17 protein-coding genes and 1 riboswitch are annotated in these 19,729 nt (G+C 33.0%); of the genes, 15 read left to right on the top strand and 2 right to left on the bottom strand.

Annotated elements, in window-relative coordinates:
• Positions 1-13: 13 nt before the first annotated feature.
• From JN080_RS06475 to JN080_RS06450, 6 genes are all read left to right on the top strand, one after another.
• Positions 14-1,135, top strand: a complete 1,122-nt coding sequence (locus JN080_RS06475; protein WP_256235111.1) for a polysaccharide pyruvyl transferase family protein — start codon at positions 14-16, stop codon at positions 1,133-1,135.
• Positions 1,132-2,325 carry a glycosyltransferase gene (locus tag JN080_RS06470; RefSeq protein ID WP_256235110.1) on the top strand — a complete coding sequence of 398 codons (1,194 nt, stop codon included), beginning with the start codon at positions 1,132-1,134 and terminating at the stop codon, positions 2,323-2,325. The genes JN080_RS06475 and JN080_RS06470 overlap by 4 nt, the downstream gene beginning before the upstream one ends.
• 4 nt (positions 2,326-2,329) lie before the next feature.
• On the top strand, positions 2,330-3,865 hold the full coding sequence (locus JN080_RS06465; RefSeq protein ID WP_256235109.1) for an oligosaccharide flippase family protein: 1,536 nt from the start codon (positions 2,330-2,332) through the stop codon (positions 3,863-3,865).
• Between the two features lie 100 nt (positions 3,866-3,965).
• Positions 3,966-5,054, top strand: a complete 1,089-nt coding sequence (locus tag JN080_RS06460; protein ID WP_256235107.1) for an acyltransferase family protein — start codon at positions 3,966-3,968, stop codon at positions 5,052-5,054.
• An 84-nt stretch (positions 5,055-5,138) separates the two neighbouring features.
• Positions 5,139-6,215 (top strand): acyltransferase family protein, encoded by a 1,077-nt coding sequence (locus tag JN080_RS06455; RefSeq protein WP_256235105.1) that lies wholly within the window; start codon positions 5,139-5,141, stop codon positions 6,213-6,215.
• A 276-nt stretch (positions 6,216-6,491) separates the two neighbouring features.
• Positions 6,492-7,547 carry a glycosyltransferase family 2 protein gene (locus tag JN080_RS06450; protein WP_256235104.1) on the top strand — a complete coding sequence of 352 codons (1,056 nt, stop codon included), beginning with the start codon at positions 6,492-6,494 and terminating at the stop codon, positions 7,545-7,547.
• Between the two features lie 327 nt (positions 7,548-7,874).
• Here JN080_RS06450 and JN080_RS06445 read toward each other — a convergent pair whose 3' ends face one another.
• Entirely contained in the window at positions 7,875-10,307 is a 2,433-nt protein-coding gene (locus JN080_RS06445) for a right-handed parallel beta-helix repeat-containing protein (protein ID WP_256235103.1), read from the bottom strand.
• A 301-nt stretch (positions 10,308-10,608) separates the two neighbouring features.
• On the opposite strand from JN080_RS06445, the gene JN080_RS06440 reads away from it, so the two are divergent.
• From JN080_RS06440 to JN080_RS06410, 7 genes are all read left to right on the top strand, one after another.
• Entirely contained in the window at positions 10,609-11,325 is a 717-nt protein-coding gene (locus JN080_RS06440; protein WP_256235102.1) for a metallophosphoesterase family protein, read from the top strand.
• A 222-nt stretch (positions 11,326-11,547) separates the two neighbouring features.
• Entirely contained in the window at positions 11,548-11,799 is a 252-nt protein-coding gene (locus JN080_RS06435) for a hypothetical protein (RefSeq protein WP_256235101.1), read from the top strand.
• Between the two features lie 84 nt (positions 11,800-11,883).
• Positions 11,884-12,669, top strand: coding sequence for a hypothetical protein (locus JN080_RS06430; protein ID WP_256235100.1), 786 nt, complete (start codon positions 11,884-11,886; stop codon positions 12,667-12,669).
• Complete coding sequence (locus JN080_RS06425; protein WP_256235099.1) at positions 12,666-12,941, top strand: PqqD family protein; 276 nt, start codon at positions 12,666-12,668, stop codon at positions 12,939-12,941. Before JN080_RS06430 ends, JN080_RS06425 begins: the two co-directional genes overlap by 4 nt.
• Entirely contained in the window at positions 12,931-13,386 is a 456-nt protein-coding gene (locus tag JN080_RS06420) for a signal peptidase I (protein ID WP_256235098.1), read from the top strand. The genes JN080_RS06425 and JN080_RS06420 overlap by 11 nt, the downstream gene beginning before the upstream one ends.
• 19 nt (positions 13,387-13,405) lie before the next feature.
• On the top strand, positions 13,406-15,211 hold the full coding sequence (locus JN080_RS06415) for an ABC transporter ATP-binding protein (RefSeq protein ID WP_256235097.1): 1,806 nt from the start codon (positions 13,406-13,408) through the stop codon (positions 15,209-15,211).
• Positions 15,212-15,229: 18 nt separating this feature from the next.
• The gene (locus JN080_RS06410; RefSeq protein ID WP_256235096.1) at positions 15,230-16,312 is read left to right on the top strand and encodes a nucleotidyltransferase family protein; all 1,083 of its coding nucleotides are present in this window, start codon (positions 15,230-15,232) and stop codon (positions 16,310-16,312) included.
• A gap of 55 nt (positions 16,313-16,367) precedes the next feature.
• On the opposite strand, the gene JN080_RS06405 is transcribed toward JN080_RS06410, so the two are convergent.
• Positions 16,368-17,234: a metallophosphoesterase gene (locus JN080_RS06405; RefSeq protein ID WP_256235095.1), complete on the bottom strand. Its 867-nt coding sequence runs from the start codon at positions 17,232-17,234 to the stop codon at positions 16,368-16,370.
• A gap of 396 nt (positions 17,235-17,630) precedes the next feature.
• Positions 17,631-17,714, top strand: a riboswitch (cyclic di-GMP riboswitch).
• Between the two features lie 31 nt (positions 17,715-17,745).
• On the opposite strand from JN080_RS06405, the gene JN080_RS06400 reads away from it, so the two are divergent.
• Together JN080_RS06400 and JN080_RS06395 are read left to right on the top strand one after the other, a co-directional pair.
• Positions 17,746-17,859, top strand: a complete 114-nt coding sequence (locus JN080_RS06400; RefSeq protein ID WP_309144661.1) for an anti-repressor SinI family protein — start codon at positions 17,746-17,748, stop codon at positions 17,857-17,859.
• 319 nt (positions 17,860-18,178) lie between these two features.
• Positions 18,179-19,078, top strand: coding sequence for a chemotaxis protein (locus JN080_RS06395; protein WP_256235094.1), 900 nt, complete (start codon positions 18,179-18,181; stop codon positions 19,076-19,078).
• Positions 19,079-19,729: the final 651 nt, after the last annotated feature.

Here is a 19,729-nt window from a genome sequence, read left to right as displayed (position 1 = left end):
TGGTGATGATTTTATGAAGAAAATTTTTGTTGATATTTATTTAATGTTTAACTTAGGGGATGATCTTTTTTTAGATGTTCTAGTAAAGAAATTTCCTAATTGTGAATTTACTGTTAACTACCTGGGAGAAAATTATGATCGGTTTCTTTCTGCCTATCCTAATGTAAAAAAAAGAAAATATTCATTGCTAAATAAAATAGGGCAACGACTTAAAATTACTGATTCAATAACCAATTTTCATAAAGTAGCAGAGGAACATGATGCTCTATTATTTTTGGGAGGTTCCATTTTTAGGGAAGAAGATTATCATCATTCCTTATATAAAGAAAGGATGGAAATAGCCAAAGAATTTAAAAAAAGGCAAAAGCCTATATTTATTCTTGGTGCAAATTTTGGTCCATATAAGACAGAGAAATTCTTAAACGATTATTATCAATTTTTTAAATTATGCAATGACGTTTGTTTTCGAGATCTATATTCTTATGAATTATTTAAAAACCTACCTCAAGTTAGGTATGCACCTGATATTATTTTCCAAAAAAATGTAGAAAAGTATAAAGGATTAACCATTAACAATAGAGTTGGTTTTTCGATTATAGATGTCCGGCATAAACATGGATTATCAAGTTATTTTAATGAATATATTAGTAGTACGATTAAAACAATAGAATTACTAGTAAACAGAGGTTATGAATGTTATTTAATGTCTTTTTGTAAGAATGAGGGAGACCTTGAGATCATAAATATAATCCAATCACAGTTATCAAAACAGGCTCTTCAAAAAGTGGCAACGTACGAATATCAAGGGAAATTAGAAGAAGCTATTAATTTAATAGCTTCTTTTAAATTGTTTGTGGCTGCTAGATTTCATGCCAATATATTAGCATTAATACTGGGTATAGGTGTCATGCCTGTTATCTATAGCAAAAAAACATCTAATATGTTAATAGACATTAACCTTAATGAAATTCTAATTACCATGGATAAACTTTATTTACAATATGATGATACTACTATAGACAAATCGTTTAATAATAAAAATAATTTGAAGTCGGTAATATCTGGAGCAAATAATCAATTTGTGAAATTAAGCGAATTCTTGGGAGTTAACTTAATAGTGCAGGAGGAAGTATGAAGAAAAAAATTATTTTTATGATTATAAATATGAATGTAGGTGGAACGGAAAAAGCATTACTTAACATGATATCCGAAATGCCAAAAGATAAGTTTGATATTTCAATCCTACTGTTAGAGGAGTATGGAGACTTCCAAGATTCAATCCCTGATTATGTTCATGTAGAGTACTTACAAGGATATAACCAGATTAAAGATATTATAAATCAGCCACTTCACTTAACAGTAATAAAACTTCTCAAATCAGGCATGTGGATAAAAGCTATAAATTTCATGTGTCTTCTCTTTTATACTAAAATTATAGGGGAAAAAAGTCCATTTATTAAATATGTTTTAAAGGATTTTCCTAGTTTTAAAACTGAATATGATATTGCTGTTGCATATGCAGGACCAATGGAATTAATAAGCTATTATGTTATAAACAAAATAAAATCAAAGCAAAAGGTACAATGGATTCATTTCGATGTCACCAAAATTGGTTTTAATAAAAGTTTTGCAACAAAAATATATAAAAAGTTTGATAGAATATTTGTTGTTTCTTACGAAGCGAAGATAAAACTAATAAATTTGTTACCTGAAATAAGTAAAAAAGTAGAAGTGTTTTTTAATATTGTTCCTTCAGACCTTATTAAAGAATATGCTAAAAGAGGTAGTGGGTTTAAGGATGATTTTGATGGTCTAAGAATTTTAACAATTGGAAGGTTATCAAAAGAAAAAGGGCAAGACATAGCAATTCGTGCTTTTTCTCAATTAATAAATGATGGATACAATATAAGATGGTACTGTTTAGGAGAAGGAAATTCTAGAAAAGAATATGAAAAATTAATAATTGAAAATAAATTAGAGGATAAATTCATTTTGTTAGGATCAGATACTAATCCATACCCTTACTTAGAACAGTGTGATATATACGTACAACCTTCAAGATATGAAGGCTATTGCATTACATTAATTGAAGCTAAACAGTTTTTCAAACCTATTGTAACAACAAATGTAAATGGAGCTAATGAACAAATATCTAATGGAAAAACAGGGCTAATTGTAAATATTGATGAAAATGAAATTTACTTAGCCTTAAAAAAATTAATCGAAAATAAGTTTTTACGAAGTAATTTCTCTAGTACTTTAGCTAAAGAGAACTATGGAACATCCAGAGAGATGAATAAATTATTCAATATTTTGGAAGGATAATATGATGAAAAATCAGTTAAAAGCAGGTGCATTATTATCTTATTTAGCATTATTTATAAATAGTGCTATTTCGATAATTTATACTCCTATCATGCTAAATCTGCTTGGGCAATCTGAATATGGCTTATACAGTTTGGCTAACTCTGCTGCAGGCTATATAGGGGTATTAAACTTTGGATTAGGTAATGCAGTAATTAGATATACATCTAAGTATACAGCACTAAATGATAAAGAAAGTTGTTCGAAAATTTATGGCATGTTCTTTATCATGTACGGGATATTAGGAATAATAGCATTTATTGCAGGCACAGTTTTGACATTAAACTCAAACTTGCTTTTTTCAAATTCATTAAGTGTAGATGAGCTTGAAAAGCTTAAAGTTTTAATGGGAATAGTAACATTAAATTTATCTCTTGGTATTGGATTTGGGTTGTTTAGCGTTATTGTACTTGCACATGAAAAATTTATTTTTCAGAGATTAACCGTTATTGTTAGTTCCATAGTTAGTCCGCTCGTTATGTTACCATTATTATTACTAGGTTACAGATCTATAACTATGGCGATATTTACAGCAAGTATTACGATACTGTCTATTATAATAAATATTTACTATTGTTTTAGTGTCTTAAAAATAAAAATAGTTTTTAAAAAAATTGAAAAAAGTTTATTAAAAGAAATTATAATTTTTTCGTCATATATATTTTTAAATTTGGTGATTAATAAACTATATGATTCAACAGACCAAGTTATTTTAGGAATATATAGTGGTACAATTGCAATTTCAATCTATACAATTGGAACTACTTTTACTGGGTACTTCTCCGGTTTTTCATCTTCAATCTCCAATGTGTTTTTAAGTAAAGTCACTGGTATGGTTACAAAAGATGCAGTTGATTTCGAATTGTCAGATTTATTTATTAAGATAGGTAGAATTCAATATCTTATTATTTCATTTGCCTTAAGCGGCTTTGTTGTTTTTGGGCAAGAGTTTATTCTCTTATGGGTTGGAAAGAAATATTTAATTTCATTTATTGTAGCATTAGTAGTTTTAATACCGATGGTTGTTTCATTGGTTCAGAGCATGGGTGGCGTAATATTACAAGCAAAAAATAAGCAAAAATTTGTAACAATAATAAATGCTTCAGTTGCGATTTTAAATGTGCCATTGAGTATTATTTTTGCCCAATTATGGGGTGCATTAGGTTGTGCAATTGGAACTGCAATAGCAGTAACTATTGGGAATATAGTTGTAATAAATGTATATTATTGGAGAAGCATAAATATAAATATACCTAAATTTTGGATGAATATTTGTTATATGAGTCTTCCTTTAATTATCAGTATATTTTATGGTTTGACAATAAATAAGATAATACCTGCCCATTCTTGGGTGTTCTTGGTAATAAAAATTATAATTTTTTCGATTGTATTTGTAGTCCTAATGTGGTTTACTGCTATGAATAAATATGAAAAGAACCTATTTTTTAATCCAATAAAGAATTTATCCCAAAAGGTGAAAATTAAGGATAATATTGCTTAAGAAATCTACATTTAATAAACTTAATAGAACCCCTGCCAAGGTTTTTTTTTAATCTTGTTTTTGACAATATGGATATTTTATTTAAGGGAGAAGATATTGATTGAAAAACCTTTCTCTTCATGTAATAGAAGAAACTAGCGTTGCCTCCAATATGTTAGATATAATAAGGTTTTTATCTGCATTAGTTGTTTTCTTGTTTCATTTTTATGTTCCACTACCTGGATATCAAGCTGTTATGGTTTTCTTTGTTTTAAGTGGCTACTTTATATCTGGAACAATATTAAAATCAATTAAAGAAAATAAATGGAAGTGGTCAGAGTACTTAATAAAAAGAATAATCCGATTATGGGTAGTACTTCTACCCTGCCTATTTTTAACTTATCTTTGGGCAAATTTACAACTAAACATCTTTGGGCCTAACCAAAAAATAGCTAACTATTTAGATGTTAAAACCTTTTTAGGAAATTTATTTTTTCTTCAAGGGATATTAGTAAAGACTTATGGTTTAAATGGTCCATTATGGAGTTTAAGCTACGAATTTTGGTATTACATTTTATTTCCATGTTTGGTACTAACATTTGTATCAAGAAAGAAAAAGTTTAAATTATTATATGCATTCTTGTTTATCTTGATTTCACTTTTTGTGGGAAAGCGTATTATGATATATTTTTTAATTTGGTTAATGGGTGCAGTTATACCTTTTATAAAACCATTAAAAATACAACCAAAATTTTTAAAAAATGTAATTCTAATATTAACTTCTCTAGTTGCAATATTTTCAACACAATATAATAGCGGTGATTGGGAGGTAAAGTGGACAAATTTTGCTCGGGATTTAGGTGTTGCAGTGTCGTTTTGTTTCCTAATATATTTAATAATTTCCTTTCATAATAATAAATCGATTAATTTAAAAATAAATATTTCTAAACACTTAGCAGGGTTCTCGTATACTTTATATTTAGCACACTATCCTCTAGCAAATTTTATTTTAACTTGGTTAATGACCCCATTATGGCCGTTTGGAAAAACTACACTAGCTCTTAAGTTAGTTATAGCAGTGTTAGTTATACTATATTCTTGGTGCTTTGCTCTTTTAACTGAAAGGCAAACCGAAAAAGTTCGAAAATTTATTTTTACAATTATATTTAAAAATTATTCAGAAAGGACAAAAACTCATAGTCTTTCGTAATATAGAGGTTCTATGCTTTTTATTATAAAAATTGATAAGATAAAGCGACAAAAACAATTCTAATTACGAAAGGGGTCATTACTGTTGGAATTCACTAAAAATGATATGAAAATGAGCAAAGGAGTGGCGATTTTGTTGATGCTACTCCTTCATCTTTTTTGTCGAAAAGAGGTTAATGGACTTTATGAAACATCACCATTAATTAATGGTGTTCCTTTAATGTATTATATTGGTTTGTTTGGAGATGCCTGTGTACCAATTTATTGCTTTGCAAGTGGATATGGCTTATTTTTAAGTATTAAAAACGCACAAGGGGAAATTCTAAAAAAGAATGTTAAACGAATTTTAAAATTACTAATAAACTACTGGATCATACTAGTACTTTTTGTGTCTTTAGGTTTTTTTGTTGGTGACACACAGGTATATCCAGGGAGCCTAACAAAATTTCTTCTTAATTTTTTTGTGATATCAAGTTCCTATAATGGTGCATGGTGGTTTATGCAAACATATATTATTCTCGTTATTTTGTCCCCTGTTCTGACAAAAATTATTAACAAATATAATTCTTATTTTATCATATTTATTTCAGGAATCATTTACTTGTTTGCATATATACAACGAATTAAACATACAATAAATTTTGGAGATAATTCAGTAATTAGCATGATTATAAATTCAATTGTGTTGGTTGGGACTTCTCAACTTCCCTATATTGTTGGTTCTATTTTTGCAAAGGAAAGGATTTATTCGAAGATATTTAATGCGTTCAGTCGTTTGACCTTAAAAAATTATATTTGCCTAGCTATTATATTACTTTTGTTATTGTTCCATTCATTTTATGAATCAATGATCATTGCCCCTATTACCGGTATAACTTTTATTTGTGTTTTTATTCTTATAGATAAAAAAGTATTAATCAATAAAATTTTCAAATTCTTTGGTGATCATTCAACGAATATTTGGTTGACCCATATGTTCTTTTATTTGACGATTTTTCCAAAGATGACTTTTGAACCCTATTTCCCAATTCTTATCTTTTGCTGGTTACTTATTATGTGTTTAATTTCATCATTTATTATTCATTTAATCTATAAACCAATTATTCACTATATAGATAATAAAATTAATAATGTTCATTATATTAAAAAGGATGTTATTTAGAATAAAGAAAAAAGATAGGTAGAGTAATATGAGTTGTGTAAAAAAACAAATCATGGAAGTTGTTAAATATTAAATTGCATTCCTGTGACAGAAGAAGGCAGAGGGTCCTAGGTATTGGGAAAATGCTTTTGTCTAAAATAATAGAATAATATTCAACTCAATGTTAGATATTTTTAACAAGCTTTTCTAGAAAATAGTTACGTTCACTATTAAGAACATGTTATAATTCTGTATAGATCTAATACATAACTAAAAATTCTATTCGGAGGTGTCTATTTGAGTAAGGTAAGCGTAGTTGTACCTATTTATAATGCAGGAAAGAAGTTAGAAAAATGTATAAAATCTATACTAAACCAAACATTCAGGGATATAGAAATAGTTTTAGTGAATGATGGCTCAACCGATAATAGTTTAGAAATTTGTAACAACTTTAGGAAGAAAGACAAAAGAATCATCTTGATAAACAAAAATAATGAAGGATGTATTGTTACTAGGAGGAAAGGTGTTGAATCTTCTAGTTCTGAATATGTAATGTTTGTTGATGCTGATGATTGGATTGATAAAAATACTATTGAAATTTTATATAATGAAGCTATTAAAAACAATATTGATATCACAGTGTGTAATATGTATAAAGTAATAGGAGATAGATCTTTAGTAAAACACAAGAATGAAAGTGTATATTTTAAAGAAGATAGAATATTCACTGCTAATGAAATAAAAGATAAACTAGTAGTTGCATACTTTCATGGACATCCATTTCCATCAAATCTAGTTGCAAAGTTATACAAAAGAGAGTTGTTATTAACTAGTGGGAAATATTTAGACAGAATAAGTTTTCTTGGAGAGGATCTTTATTATAACTTGGAAATGTTTTTAAAAGCAAACAATGTAAAAGTTATTGATAAGCCGTTATATTATTATAGAGTAGGTGGAAATACAAGCAAATACATGTCATATATGTTTGATGATATGGTTAACGGTTATAAGATACAAAAAGAGGTAATTGATGAACATTATCAAGATAGTAAACAAAGTAGATATAACGGAATTAGTATAATGCTACTTAATACATTTAAAACATGCCTAGCTAACATGTTTGAAAGTAATTTAGATAAGGCAGAAATAAAAAACAAAATCAATGGATTTATTGTAAATGATTGTATTCAAGAATCTTTATTAAATGAAGGATCCCGAAAGTATTTTGAAAAAGATTATTTAGATGCAATAGCATCTAGAAATACAGAGTTTTTATATAATCTGGGCGAGAAAGCCTATACTAGGGGCAAACCTAGAAAATTGCTTATCAATATATTATCAAAGGTTTGTTAAAATATGATTTGTGTATTGGCAATTAAGAAATGTATCAACCGTCAATTAAAAAAATTTATCCAATTGAATAAATTTTCAGTCTAGACCGCTTGACATGGAGTCACTGCAGGGATAAGTTATAACAATATAACTAGTCTTAGATCTGTGTAGGGAAAACGATGGATACACAATTTACTGCGTATACTCTTAATTGCCAAACACTAAATTTTTAGTTTCTTAGGTTAATTTGCTGATAATTGAACAATTAATATTCGGTCTTTAAGGATTATCTCATAAATAAAAAGTGCCAAACTAGGAGGAAACAGTTTGACGCTTACTTATTAACTGTTAATTTAGAGCAATCCAATCTGATAATGCAGACGTACCCGCTGCTTGGTATATTTTTTTGGCAGAAGTATCGACATACACTTGTCCTATATATTGTGGTAATGCACCTGGTGCAGAATTACCTGTTATTGGTATTCTTATATATGGTTCAGAACTGTCATATGTTATAACTTTAGCAGGTTGATTCGTTAAGGAGAAACTTGTAAATGTATTATCCACCAATACAAGGGTAGGCGAACTAACCGAATATGAAGCTTGGGCAGGTGACGCACTAATAGTTGAATTTCTTATTTTTAATGTATTTTTAATGATTCCATAAAAATCAGCTAGAACACTTGAATAATTGGTCACTAAATTAAAGTTTATTGTAGAATTTTCAATGTCTAATTCTCCCCAATAAAAAGCATAAATAAGTGGTACTTTTGCTATAGGGTATACATTCCATTTAGCAGTTCCATCAACGGTTACTGATCCTGCGATTGTACTCCATGTAGGTTCATTTGTTCCAGACTTGCCAGCTGTAAAACATTGATAATAGTAACCATTGGGTTTTGAAGGAATTACGGTATCCCCTATTTTGTAACTATGAGATGCTTGCCAATTTGGTGGGGCAATGCCTAAAGATATGTTACAATTTTTAAGTTGCAAAACGTTAGTTGTTGTATATGCATTAGGTTTGGGATTAGTAATTAGAGGTCTAGAAATGTTGTTCACTGTGCAATTAATAAGTGTATATGTGCCAGTCTGAGTACTGTAATAAACATATCCATCATTGAACACTGAACCCCTTATAATAACCTGGGGACTATTTTGCATTCTTATATAACTGCCATTATTAAAGGTGCATCGTATGATCTTATCAAAAGGGTTTACTAAGCTATACATTTCAATATAACCTCCATTAACAAAAGAGCAACCGTCAATAAGAGTTTGAGTTTCTGTTACAGTATAATGCGAATTGTCGAATGTATTATTTTTAAAACTCAACGAGGCAACACTATTGCTAACATAAGACCCCGAATGGAAATGGTTATTATTAATGGTTGCAATTGTTCCAGAACCAGCGAAAGTCATTTGCGAAGCATTGAAAATATTATCAGTAATAATCCAATCTCTATCAAAATTATAGTAATTAAAACACTGGAAATTACTATAATAAAAATAGTTTTTCGTTACAGTAATATGACGTTGATAATATAATTGTATTCCAATCGGACAGTTTCGAAATTCATTAGAAGAAACTTCGTTGTATTCCCCTCGTAGAGCTATTGCAATCCGAGAATTATCAAAGATATTCTCAACAATATGGCAGTTTTGTCCAACATTATCTTCTGTATTAATGGCATAACGAGTGAAGTCTGGAAACTGTGGCAATCCATCAATATCCATCCCGTCAGGAGCGCCAGTATCATGGAAATAATTATTTCTTATTAAGGCGTTGTTGGTTCCAAGAGTTAACCCCCCACGATGACAGCGGTGGATTTCGTTGTTTTCCACCATAACATGATCCGCGACACCGTTTTTTATTAATATAGCCCAATAAGGCGGATTATTTGGTAAAAGTCCATCATCAACTGTCCCATTACCTTCCCATGTCAGTTTTAATTGAGTCGCATTTTTAGGGATTTGAATAATATCTCTGGTTCTAACGTTTACTTTTTTCATAATAAACGAATTATCAGTCTTATAAAAATATACGTTAAAAGTACCAGAAGGAATGGAAGTGGCAGGAGCGTACCCTAATCCAATCATAGAAAAACTGGTAATGCCGCTAGGAAATTGTATAAAATTGACACTTCTAACAGTATTAGATGTTGTACCCGTGGTAGGTGCTCCCGTTGTGTTATCTAATCCCCCAAACTCAGTTTTACCAATGCTAAAGCTGTTGTATGGTGAATAAGACAAACTTATGGCGTCGCCCATATAGTAAGAAATATTACAGTTTCTAATAGTCGAATAATGGGCCCCTGCTCCAAATATAACCCCATAAGTAGACTCCGTCGATCTTTCGGATGAATTTGACCAACTTCTGTCGATTCGGTCCCCTATTAAAATCAAATTAATAATATGAGTTTGTGGAGTTGTACATTGAATGCTGTTTCCTCCAAATTTATAAATTGGATTTCCAGTATTATCATATGGAGAACGGTTGTCCGAATCGTATATGACCTTTAATGTGGAATAGTTAAAATCTATTGTCATGTTAGGCTGTGTATTAATCGGATTCGGATAACAAATTGCATAACTTCCTTTTGGCAATACTACATAATCATATCCATTTTGATAAGCCCACGATAACGCATTATTAATACCAGAAACATTATTATTAGCCATTTTATAATTGTCGATTGTATATGGTTTAGAAGGAATCCCCTGTGTAATCCCCCAGTTGGATAAATCTATTATATAAGCATTAGTACTGTTAATAGTCATTATATTTCCTCCAATTAATTATTTTTCAAATAAGTTTTAATATCATATTCATTTCGGGGAGTATTTGATTGTATAATAGTCTATTAACGCGCTATGTTAACCCTAAATAAAAGAGAAGTATAAAAGACTGGGTTGAATATCCAGACATGTCCTTTTTCTTTGGTTTTAATGATTAATTTAAACAAGGTTAAATAAAGGCTTTGAGAACATCTTTTTCTCCAAAAATGGGTTGTTAGTTGATGAAAAAAAATCCAGAGGCTAAAATGAAGATACATTTTTTCAAAAAGGAGGGTTTTCTATTATGAGGATTGCTTTCATTTCCGATATCCACGGCAATGCTGTTGCCCTAGATGCTGTGTTAGCAGACATTGAAAAGAAACAAGTTGATAAAATTTATGTCCTTGGAGATATTTCATATCGGGGTCCGGAACCAAAAAGAGCACTCGACTTGGTGCGCTCACTAAATACCGATGTCATTAAAGGAAATGCAGATGAATGGGTTGTCAGAGGAGTTAAAGAAGGAGAAGTAGCGGCAAGTGCGTTTGAAATGATGAATAAAGAGCGTGATTGGATATTTTCCCAATTAGATGAAGAAAGCATTCGATATTTGGACGAGCTACCGACAGAATTGAACCCACAGTTTGGAAAAATAAAAATTCACGCTTTCCACGCCACACCGAACAGTCTTTTTGATGTTGTCCAGCCGTTTGAGAGTGATGATGCACTAATAGAAAAAATGATGGGCAATAACGCGGACATTTTCATTTATGCTCATATTCATAAACCATTCATTCGATATATCGAAGGGAAATGTCTCATTAATATTGGAAGTGTGGGTCTTCCGTTTGATGGCTTAGCCAAATCATCTTATGCAATTGTTGATGTTAATGAAGAAAGCTTTCAAACATCGATTGTTAGAGTGAATTATGACGTAAGTAAGGTGATTAAACAATATAAGGAAGCAAATTATCCGAATTCCGAACAAATGGTGAAGGTTATTGAAAATGGCAGGATTTAGCGGGATAGAAGGTTTTATACCTTCTTTTTTTACATTCCAAGAATAGAATAAAAATTTTGTCAAAAAATAGTTCTTTAAAAAGAACTATTTATATTTTACAATTCTTAATAAAGAATGATAAAATTACATTATATATATCAAAATGACTAAAAAGAGAAAATCAGCAATTTTTTTTGCATAGATTGTTCTTTATAATGAACATATCAGGAAGGAGGTGAAAAAATGATTGCAGAAAAAGTTTATCAAAGACCGGTTGTCTTAAGTCATCAACCAATCCAGTTTGAAACCAGACATTGTTGGAACCCTGGTACAGGAAACAACCCTGATGCCAATGGAAATGGTGGTATTAATTTCCCGGTGGATTCTAACCCTAATCCACAACCATGTGGAGCTGGTACTGCTAGCAATGGGAATGGGAACGGTACTGGTGGAAATAGTGGCGGAATAGGACAATGTAATCCTACTGTTAACTAATTAATCAGGAATGGGAAGACCAATGGGCATCATTCATTGACTTCCCTTCTACAAAATTCACTCATATTTTCTTAGGAGGCCAATATGAAAGAAATAACAACAAAAATTGGCGACCACTTCATTCAAATCATTTGTAAATCAAAAGATCTAGATAATTTCTTTGCAAAAAATTACTTTTCCTATACAGGTACTGAAGAACAGCAACCCGATCTAGTCATCAATATTGAAGATGGCTACGGCATTCCCTTTAAGGATTATGAAGTGGAAATCGTCAAACAATCAGACAAACTTATATACCGTAGAGCGGATTATCTCATTGAGGTTGATACAGATTACCAAACTGCGAAGATGTCCGTTTACGATCAACTAGCCTTAAAACACGCACTTACAAACTTATACAGTTCTTTTATTGTCCATCATCATTGGGGGCTGCTAATCCATTCTTCGTGTGCAATCGAAAAAGGAAAGGCACATATTTTTTCCGGGCACTCTGGTGCCGGTAAATCAACTGCTGCAAAACTTTCGTACCCGAGGGAACTTCTTTCCGATGAGGCGGCGCTGGTAAAAATTACACCAGAGGGGATAACCGTATTTAACTCTCCATTCCGTAGCGAGCTTGAAGCGGATCAATTCGAAGGGAATGTCGAATTGGCGAGTGTCCAAATTCTTTATCAGGCATTGCAAAATAAACGAATCAAGATTGGAAAATCCGATGCACTTCTTCATTTAATGGATAAAGTGTTTTTTTGGCCGCATAGTCAAGAAGAAACTAGAACAATATTAAAATTAATGACCATGTTGGTGAAACAGGTGCCTGTTTATGAACTCCATTTTCAAAAAAATAATACATTTTGGGAGTTAATATCATGATGAAACAATATATTCAAAAAGGAAATGTTGAAGCGTCTGAACTTGATGGAGAATGGATTATCTTGAATACCGATCATTATACGATTACCAAGTTAAATGATGTTGGCGGTCATTGCTGGTCATTACTAAACGAAGTTCAGACCGCTGACACGCTTATACAATCGTTGGTGGAAAAATTTTCAGCACATGAAAACAAGGAGCAGATCAAAGAAGATATAGAAGACTTTTTAGCCAATCTTGTAGAGTGCGGGCTGATTCAATATGTTGATTGATGCTCTGACCTTTACCTTTCTTAAAAATAGGATTAAGAAGGATGGATGGTTAGAGCTGCCGGCGTCCGGAAATAGCATGTTTCCTTTGATTCAGCAAGGAAACATTTGTCAATTTGTTCCTTTTGCACCTTCTTTAGTGAAAAAAGGTGATGTCATCTTATTTTGTTCACTAGAAAGTCAATTAATTGCCCATCGATTTGTCGGGATCAAAAAAGAACAAAATCAAACGTTCTATTATTTAAAGGGAGATACGAACCTCGGTTTAGATCAACCGATTGAAGAAGAACAGATTCTCGGGAAACTTGTTAGTGTGCAAAAACACCGGCTAAAAATTGAAGCAGATCACTTTATTGCTCATTTTTGGGGGAGCATGATCCTTTCGTTTCCTGTTCTATCAGGTATACTAAGAAAACATTTAAATCGAAAAATGAATCTACAATTTTGATCCAATATGGAGTGTCCACATGAAAGATCGGATTGAATCGCTCATAAAACAATATTTTAATATGAAGGATATTCGCAAGACCTTTTCTTTTGTGCTGCCGTTTATCTTGAAGCGCTGGAAGGCCTATATCGTTATCCTAATGCTGTTAGGATTGGATATCTACTTAACCATCGCCTTTGCGAAGTTCTATGGTGAGATTACTGATACCGCTATTCATGGTGGCTACCAACAGATTTTATCATTCATCCCTTATGGTGGATTGCTCATTCTCATGAGTATTGCATCAAGTGTTGCTTATACTTACTTTAATCTGATAGCGACGAATGGGGTAAAAATGGATCTGAAAAATTATTTTTTTCACCATGTATTAAGACTGCCGGCAGGAGATGCAGCAAATTTTCGCTCCGGAGAATTAATGTCTTACTTTTCCAATGACATCCATGGAGTGGACGGACTGATTGGAAGCAGCCTCCTTAGTCTGATCAGATTGCCGGTTATTTATATTGTAGTATTTGTATATTTAGTTCATATTAATCTAACTTTATGTTTGCTAAGTCTTATCATTGCACCGATTGCGGCATTGTCTGGGGTTGTATTTGGCTTATTACTTCGGAAAAATAGTAGATTGATTCACCATTTAATTGGAAATATTAATAGTCTCTTAAATGAGACTTTTCATGGCTTTAACGTTATTCGCTCTTTTACACTTGAAAAACTTCAATATAAAAAGTACGTAAAACAAAATCAAGAATTACTGCAATTGGAATTAGAAAATGCGAAGCTTCAGAGCTGGTATAATACGGGCGGTCAGATTATTGGGTCGATTACTTTCATTATTAATCTATCTGTTGGGGCTCTTTTCGTTTCAAAAGGAATCCTAACCGTTGGAGCATTGTTAACCTTTCTTAACTTGGTTAATCATTTATTTTATCCGATCACGGGAATGGCCAGTGTTTGGGCCGGGTTTCAACGATCCGTTGCCGCACTTGAGAGAGTTCTAGATGTATTGGAAAAACCAGCCGATTTCAAAGAGCTTCCTTCCTTTACGCATTCAGCGCATGTTTCGGGAGCCATTGAGTTTCAAAACATTTCTTTTAACTATGTAAAAAATAAACCTGTGTTTGAAAACCTTCATTTAGAAATACCCGCCGGGAAAGTAACAGCACTTGTCGGACCAAGCGGGGCCGGGAAGAGTACCCTGTTTAATTTATTGCAGGGATTCTATCGGCCGCAATCAGGCAATATTCTAGTTGCTGGTAAACCGATTCAAGAGCTTTCAGCTTCAGCATTAAGGAGTTCGATTGCCCATGTTCCCCAGGAAACGTTCCTATTTGCGGGGACTGTACGAGAAAACCTATTGATTGCCCGCCCGAATGTAACGGAGAAAGAAATGGTCGAAGCGGCGATCAGTGCGGAGATTCATGATTTCATTCTTTCACTGCCAAAAGGATACGACACGGAGATTGGTGAAAATGGAATGAAGTTATCCGGCGGTCAAAAACAAAGGATGGCAATTGCCCGGGCTATTTTAAAGGATGCCCCGATCCTATTATTGGATGAAGCAACATCTGCCTTAGATGGCGAAACGGAATACTATGTGAAAGAAGCGCTCGATGAATTAATGAAAGGCAGAACGACGATCGTTATTGCTCATCGGTTAACAACGATCCAAAATGCAGACCACATCATGGTGATGGATCAAGGAAGTATTGTGCAACAGGGAACACATGAGGAGTTAATCAGGCAAAGAGGTTTATATCAGAATCTCAATGAAACATCCTTTAATCCTAAAAAAGCGAGACCTATAGCGGTTGTTTCAAAATAGTGAAGGGAGGACGTGGCTATGAGTATTGAGTTAATTAGAGCTATCTATGATTCACAGACACCGCTGCCTGATGACGTAAACTTTTATCATAAATCCCTCCAGGATATAGAGCATGATGGCGTCGAATCTCAGGTTTATTTTCTACTAAAGCAGCAGGACCGGCTCAAACAAACACCTTCCTTTTTTCAGGATTTGCTAAAAGAAAGCTATGAAAAGGGGCTATATCAAAACCTTTTTATTAAAAATCAAACCGATCAGATTTTAAAATTGTTTGAAGGTAATAAGATTGATGTCATTGCACTGAAAGGTGTTTATTTTGCAGAAGAATTCTTTGGCCATATCGGTGCCAGGGTTTCTACAGATATCGATTTACTAATAAGAGACCAGGATCTTGCAAAAGCCATTCATTTAACTAACTCATTAGGCTTTACCATCGAAGAGGAGATGATACCTGGGCATTTCCATTGCAGTTATAGCAAAGCATTACCTCAATCAGAAGTACCATTAGTCGTGGAATTGCATTGGAGTATTGTTAAAGAAAACACATCTAGCTTTGATATCAATGACCTATGGGATCAGGCAAAGCCAGTTGGTCACTTTTCACATATTAAGGAACTGTCCCCCAACCATACCTTTTACATGATCTGTCTGCATGGCTGGCGGCATAATTTAGATTTGATGAGATACTTTTTAGATATTATTCAAGTCATAAACAAATACAGTTTAGTGCTTGATTATCAAGTGATCTTTGCACTTGCTGCTGATCACCAGACGCTAAAAAGAATGATTCGAACATTATCGATTGTCTATCAGGTGTTTCCGCACTTAAATAATACGTTGAGACTTCCAATTAAAAAGAAAAGAAATCTTTGGGAATACCGTCCTGTTAAAGGCTTAAAGCAATATGTCGATTTTCTTGATTATCAATTTTTTAGTTTTGATTCTATTAAACACAGTTTTATTGAAGTGGGAAACTGGATTTGGCCATCTAAATATGAATTATCATCACAGGTGGAAAATGATTCTAGAGGCTTTGCCATGTATTTGCTGTTATATAAAAAGAGGGTAGCCAGTATGGTTAAGGCCATTTTCCTCCATTAAAAATGCACCTGTCTCACAGACTAGGTGCATTTTTAATGAAGGAACTTTTACTACATCATGATAAATGAAACACTGTGATTTCTGGCCTGCACAAAAAGCGAATAGCTAAGTTGGTAGTGCCAATTCCCCGGTTAACGTACAAAGGCATGTTATTTTCCCCAACGTGATAGAGGCCATCAGTATATTTCTTCGCTAATACTTGTCTGATAATCGGCCCATATAAAGGGAGTCGCACTTGACCCCCATGTGAGTGCCCCGAAAATTGGGCGCTAATTGGGTAGTTACTGCTTTCATCCGCTATATCAGGTTCGTGAGCAAGTAACAATACACAATCATCATCCCTGAGACCTTCGACTGCTTTTCCGATATTTGGCTCACCATACATGACATCATCAATGCCAGCAATATAAAGCTTCTGCTGGTTATATTCGATAAAATCATGAGAGTTTTTGAGCATTTTAAACTGTGCGCTTTCGAAGACTTGTGTGATTTGATCCTTTGTATAAAAATCATGGTTTCCAATGATGGCCCATTTTCCTCCCCTTTGTGTTTTCAATTCTTGGAGTAACGGAATGGAGACCTCCGGATTGTTATTGCCAATCTGAATGAGATCACCTGTAAAGAAAATAATATCTGGCATTAAACTGTTAATCATTTTGATAACAGGATTTAAATCCTCAACTCCGTAGTGGAATCCTAAGTGAATATCACTGAATTGGACGATTTTCCAATCTTTAAAAGCACTTGGCAGGTTGCTAACCTTTAACCGAACCTCTTTTATTTGATAACAAAATCTTTCTATCTTGTAGGAGTAGGTACCCGTGAGCATTCCGGCAGCAATTAGCCCCAAATAAATTTTTCCTGTCTTTTTTAAAAAAGAACGACGATTGATCGGTTTTTGATTCATTATCATTTTAGTCATTGATTACCTCTATTTAAATAGTTTGATTATATTGATTGAAAACTCTGCTACACCAAACAAATTCGCTATTTCCTGCAGATTTTCCTGTATTGACACTAACAACCTCGTTTTTTCCTAAAAAAGCACTTAAAGATTCTATCATTTAATCTGAAATAACTATTGTGGAGAAGTAGACTAATAAAAATTAACATCTTTCGCAATATGAGTAAAAGACACGCTATTATCGTACTACGACATATTTTTTGTGTTCTAGTTTATCCACTTTGTTTGATAGCGGAACTTCCTAATTTTGTCCCTACAATTCATATATGTCATTAAGTGTCGAACTATTTAGAATTATATTTATTTAATTATTGGGAAACTATGGTAAAATTGACCTATGAGTTTAATCCTTTAATTAGTTAAAGGCAAACCTTTTGAAAGAATGGGACGCAAAGCTACAGGTCTAAGGTTTTAAACTATGATGGCTGAGTTGCCTAAAATTGTATAAGAGATTTTAGGAGGATATGTTGTGATTGCTTTAACTAGTGAAAATGAATTAGATAATGAATGGGTGGAACTTATTAAGGAAGCTCTAGAGCTGGGAATATCAGTTGATGAAATAAGAGATTTTCTTAATAAATAATTTGAGACCATAGTATGGCCTACAGGCTGTCGAAAAACCTTCGACAGCTTTTTATTTATTCACTTTCCTTCATGATTCACCGCATAAATTTTCTATAATATAAATTAACAAATACTATAAAAGCAGTGAATTGAATGTTTAAACTAGGAGTCATTCTAAAGTGAATATTAGTTTATATCGCTTGATGAATTTGTCCCTGATAGAAAAATACTTAAAAATCTAATCGTTTAATCCGAAATACCTATTGAGGAGAAGTAGATATTTTATTCTAAAAATGAGTTAATAATTTAAATCTTAAAAAGTGTTGGAGGTTAGCATTATGGAAGAAAAAGGGGTCTTACTTGAAAGCGGTACGAATGAACTTGAAATTGTTGAATTTATGGTCGCTACTAACCGATTTGGAATCAATGTGATTAAGGTTAGGGAAATTATTAATCCTGCGCCAATTGTGACAATTCCTCATGCCCATCGAAATATTGAAGGGATTATGGAAATTAGAGGTGAGATCCTTCCTGTCATAAATATGGCAAGAGTATTGGGATACCCGGATTCTGACAATCCTGCCCATGATAAATTAATTGTTTCTGAATTTAATAAGCAAAAAGTTGTTTTCCATGTCCACGGTGTGGATAAAATTAATCGTATTTCATGGGAGCAAATTGAGAAGCCGACAAATTTATATCAAAATGCAGAAAATCAAATCATTGGGGTCGTCCGCAGAGAAGATGGAATGATTCTCCTGCTCGACTTTGAAAAGATCTTAGTTGATATTAATCCAGCGACAGGAATCAATCATGACCGCTTAAAAGAAATTGAGAACAAAGACCGGTCAAGTTATCGGATCGTCGTTGCTGAGGATTCAGCATTATTAAGAAAATTGATATCAGATACATTAATGGAAGCTGGCTTTCAAAAAATAGATTTCTTTGAAAATGGAAAGGATGCCTTAGATTATTTAGAAGATGCGATTAAAGATGATGGCGATATAAATAAAGTTGTCGACCTCGTTATTACCGATATTGAAATGCCGGTAATGGACGGGCTGTTTTTGACAAAACAAATAAAACAGAATCCGTTACTTTCAAAGGTACCAGTCATTATTTTCTCTTCGCTGATCACAGACGATCTCCGCCATAAAGGGCAAACAGTTGGTGCTGATGCCCAAGTCAGCAAGCCGGAGATTGTTGAATTAATAAAATTGATGGATGGGCTTTTGTAAATTGCCGTTTTATTCATTATTTAATAAAAGGGCGTTGTTAACGTTCATTGTTGATAACTTAAACAATTCATTTAATCATAAACGGGATACGGACAGTTTTCTGATTTTGGTGGTGGAATTTGTTCGTCTTGCCGGCTCTTACGGACAGTTACGATAATTGGAGACTTGATTTTGTCCATCATCAAGGTTATGACGGACAGTTTTGCCAGTGAGAGACCGTTTTTTGTCCATCATCGAGGTTATGAAGGACAGTTTTGCCAGTGAGAGACCGTTTTTTGTCCATCATCAAGGTTATGAAGGACAGTTTTGCCAAGGAGAGACCGTTTTTTGTCCGTCATCGAGGTTATGAAGGACAGTTTTGCCAAGGAGAGACCGTTTTTTGTCCATCATCGAGGTTATGAAGGACAGCTTTGCCAGTGAGAGACCGTTTTTTGTCCGTCATCGAGGTTATGACGGACAGCTTTGCCAGTGAGAGACCGTTTTTTGTCCGTCATCGAGGTTATGAAGGACAGTTTTGCCAGTGAGAGACCGTTTTTTGTCCGTCATCGAGGTCATGACGGACAGCTTTGCCAGTGAGAGACCGGTTTTTGTCCGTCATCAAGGTTATGAAGGACAGTTTTGCCAGTGAGAGGCCGTTTTTTGTCCGTCATC

This window comes from Bacillus sp. EB600, assembly GCF_024494385.1.
GTDB lineage: Bacteria > Bacillota > Bacilli > Bacillales > Cytobacillaceae > JAEVLT01.
This window is presented reverse-complemented; position numbering and strand designations above follow the sequence as displayed.